This window comes from Kitasatospora sp. NPDC057542, from assembly GCF_042801945.1.
Taxonomy (GTDB): domain Bacteria; phylum Actinomycetota; class Actinomycetes; order Streptomycetales; family Streptomycetaceae; genus Kitasatospora.
In genome coordinates this window covers 1-3102 of record NZ_JBHVFE010000696.1, presented here as the reverse complement: position 1 = coordinate 3102, position 3102 = coordinate 1, and the positions used below count along the sequence as shown (strand labels likewise).

The 3102-nt window shown below is 73.2% G+C and carries 4 protein-coding genes and 2 tRNA genes; 5 read left to right on the top strand and 1 reads right to left on the bottom strand.

Features of this window, described 5'->3' with window-relative positions; genetic code table 11:
• Nucleotides 1-75: 75 nt before the first annotated feature.
• Entirely contained in the window at nucleotides 76-1344 is a 1269-nt protein-coding gene (locus ACFU7Y_RS42235; RefSeq protein ID WP_224280388.1) for a hydrolase, read from the bottom strand.
• A 278-nt stretch (nucleotides 1345-1622) separates the two neighbouring features.
• Here ACFU7Y_RS42235 and ACFU7Y_RS42230 point away from each other — a divergent pair.
• The 5 genes from ACFU7Y_RS42230 to ACFU7Y_RS42210 all read left to right on the top strand — a co-directional run bounded on the left by ACFU7Y_RS42230 (nucleotide 1623) and on the right by ACFU7Y_RS42210 (nucleotide 3062).
• A tRNA-Thr gene (locus ACFU7Y_RS42230) sits at nucleotides 1623-1695 on the top strand.
• A gap of 43 nt (nucleotides 1696-1738) precedes the next feature.
• A tRNA-Met gene (locus ACFU7Y_RS42225) sits at nucleotides 1739-1811 on the top strand.
• Between the two features lie 83 nt (nucleotides 1812-1894).
• On the top strand, nucleotides 1895-2059 hold the full coding sequence (rpmG, locus tag ACFU7Y_RS42220) for a 50S ribosomal protein L33 (protein WP_006604855.1): 165 nt from the start codon (nucleotides 1895-1897) through the stop codon (nucleotides 2057-2059).
• A gap of 116 nt (nucleotides 2060-2175) precedes the next feature.
• Complete coding sequence (locus ACFU7Y_RS42215) at nucleotides 2176-2634, top strand: MaoC family dehydratase N-terminal domain-containing protein (protein WP_224280396.1); 459 nt, start codon at nucleotides 2176-2178, stop codon at nucleotides 2632-2634.
• Nucleotides 2635-2639: 5 nt separating this feature from the next.
• Nucleotides 2640-3062 (top strand): MaoC family dehydratase, encoded by a 423-nt coding sequence (locus ACFU7Y_RS42210; protein ID WP_224280411.1) that lies wholly within the window; start codon nucleotides 2640-2642, stop codon nucleotides 3060-3062.
• Nucleotides 3063-3102 lie beyond the last annotated feature (40 nt).

The following is a 3102-nucleotide window of genomic DNA, read 5'->3' as shown; positions in this document are numbered from 1 at the left end:
CGGCCTGCTGGTGGGGGTGGGGCGGGCTACACCCGCCGCGCGCCCCCATGCGCCCACGGACCGACCCGGCCCGGCTCAGCCCTCCCCGCCCCCGGTCTGCCGGGGCAGCGCCAGCACCACCGTGTCCGCGAACTCCCGGACCGCGCTGGTCCGGCTGACCACCCGGCCGCTGTGCACCACCAGCCGGCTGTGCCCGCCCGCGAGCGCCCCGGCCAGGCTGTCCCCGCGCACCGCCAGCAGCTCCGCCGGGAACCCGGCGTCCACCCGGACCGGCGCCAGGCCGAGCGCCGCCCGGGCCTGGTTCGCCACCGCGTCGTACGCCGCCTCCGGGTCCAACTCCCCACCGGCCGCCAGCAGATAGGCCGACTCCAGCGGATCCGCCCGGCCGACCGGATTGGACGGGTCGCGCAGTGCCCCGCTGCCCGCCGCCAGCGGCACCCGGGCGGCCGCCAACTCCCGCACCAGGCCGGGTCGCAGGCCTGTCGTCCGGCCCTCCAGTCCGGCACAGCAGCCGTTCTGCGGAAGGCAGACCACCCGGACCCCGCTGGTCGCCAGCACCGTCGACGCACCCCGGGCCAGCGCCCCGCACGGGCCGAGCGTCACCCGCGGCCGAAGCGGCGCCAATGCCCCGGCCATCCGGGCCAGTTGGGCCGAATCGGCGGCGCTGGTGTGCAGGTCCACCGGACAGTCGGCCTCCCGAGCGGCCTCCAGCACCAGCTGCACGTACCCGGCCGGGTCCGGGTCCAGCTCCGGGCAGCCGCCGGCCGCCGTGGCACCCAGCTTGAGCGCCTCGCGCAGCTGCGCCCGGCCGTCCGCCCCGGCTCGTCCGGTGAGCAGTCGGGGCATCGCCACCGCCTGGAGCTCGGCCAGCCCGCGCAGCGCCTGCCGGGCGGTGAGCACCGCCTCCAGCCGGCGCAGCCCGTGCACGTCGCCGATCCGGACGTGGGTGCGCTGGGCGGTGGCGCCGTAGCCGAGCGAGGTCAGCGCGGCCTCGGTGATCCGGCGGGTGAGGTCGGCCGGGGTCTCCGGCGGCGGGGTGGGCAGGGCGGCGGAGAAGGCGGCGTCGTAGTGGGCGTGCGCCTCGGCGGGGGCCGGGAGGAGCAGGTAGCCGCGCAGGTCGATCCGGGCGCCGGTGGTGACGGTGGGCGCGCCGGGCAGGGCGGGCAGCGGGCCGAGGCTGCCGACGGTGCCGACCGCCTGGATCCGGTCGCCGCTGATCCGGACGTCCACCACCCGTCCGTCGGCCAGCCGGGCGCCGGTGAGCAGCAGGACCGGGCCGTGCCCGAGCGGGTTGGCCGCCGGGCCGGGCCCGGAGTGCGGCCCGTCGGCGGCTGCGCTGTCCATCGCCGGCTCCTTCTCGCGCCGGCCCGTGCGGTCGGCCCCGTACGGCTGGCCCGTACTGCCGGCCAGTCCTCCCGATCAATGAACGTCGAGCCTATGGGCCAGGGGGGCGGGGTGCCGGGAGGCGGGCATTAGTCGTATCGGGTCGGGCCGTGCGGCTCGTGGGCCGATCGAACGCCGGGCCTCGGATCGTCCGCCAGTACCCCTCGCCCACCTGCGGTCTTCGCCGCGGGATACGGATTTCACCTCCGGGCGCGGAACGTGTAATCTCTTCCTCGTTCGCCCCTATAGCTCAGTCGGTAGAGCGTCTCCATGGTAAGGAGAAGGTCTGCGGTTCGATTCCGCATGGGGGCTCGGGTGAGAAGCAGTCAGCTCCGGCTGGCCTGCGGATCACTGTGGCGGTGTAGCTCAGTTGGTAGAGCAAGCGGCTCATAATCGCTGTGTCACCGGTTCAAGTCCGGTCACCGCTACCCCGCGTAGTCGGTCGGGAGATCGCACTCCCGGTCGGCTACTCTTGTTGTGTTCTTATTCGTTGTCCAAGGAAGGCACTCCCGTGGCTGCCACCGACGTCCGCCCGAAGATCACGCTGGCCTGCGTGGAGTGCAAGGAGCGGAACTACATCACCAAGAAGAACCGGCGTAACGACCCGGACCGTCTTGAGATGAAGAAGCACTGCCCCCGCTGCAACTCGCACACCGCGCACCGCGAGACCCGCTGACCCTCTCGCAGGGCGACGGGCCTGTGTGAAACCAGGTCTTCGACTCCGGGCCGCATCCCTCACAGGGGGTGCGGCCCGGAGTTTTTTCGTATCCACCCGCGTTCCGAGGAGCTGCCATGGCGCTCGACCCCTCCTTCATCGGGCGTAGTTACCCGCCCACCGAGCCGTACGAGGTCGGCCGGGAGAAGATCCGCGAGTTCGCGACCGCGATCGGCGACGCCAACCCGGCGTACACCGATCCGGAGGCGGCGAAGGCGCTGGGCCACCCCGACGTGATCGCCCCGCCGACCTTCCCGTTCGTGATCACCTACCGTGCGGCCGGTCAGGTGGTCGAGGACCCGGAGCTGGGCCTGGACTTCAGCCGGGTGGTGCACGGCGACCAGAAGTTCACCTACACCCGCCCGGTGCGGGCCGGCGACCGGCTGTCGGTCGCGGTGACCATCGACAACATCAAGTCGCTGGCGGGCAACGACGTGCTCACCGTGCGCGGTGAGGTGACGGACGGGACCGGCGGGCACGTTGTGACGTCGGTCATGACCCTGGTGGCCCGGGCCGCCGACGAGGCGGGGGAGTGAGCGCGATGGCGATCAGCTACGACGAGGTCGAGGTCGGCACCGAGCTGCCGGCGCGGTCCTTCCCGGTGACCCGCGACACGCTGGTGCGGTACGCGGGCGCCTCGGGCGACTTCAACCCGATCCACTGGAACGAGAAGTTCGCCCTGGAGGTCGGCCTGCCGGACGTCATCGCGCACGGCATGTTCACCATGGCCGAGGCGATCCGGGTGGTCACCGACTGGGTCGGCGACCCGGCCGCGGTGGTCGAGTACGGCGTGCGCTTCACCCGCCCGGTGCCGGTGCCGAACGACGGGGTCGGCGCGGTGGTCGAGGTCTCCGCCAAGGTCGCCAAGAAGCTGGACGACCGCAAGGTGCAGGTCGACCTGCTGGCCACCACGGGCGGCCAGAAGGTGCTCGGCATGTCCCGGGCCGTCGTTCGGCTCGGCTGAGCCGCTCCCGCGCGTCGGCGGCCGCGGCCGGAGTCCGTAC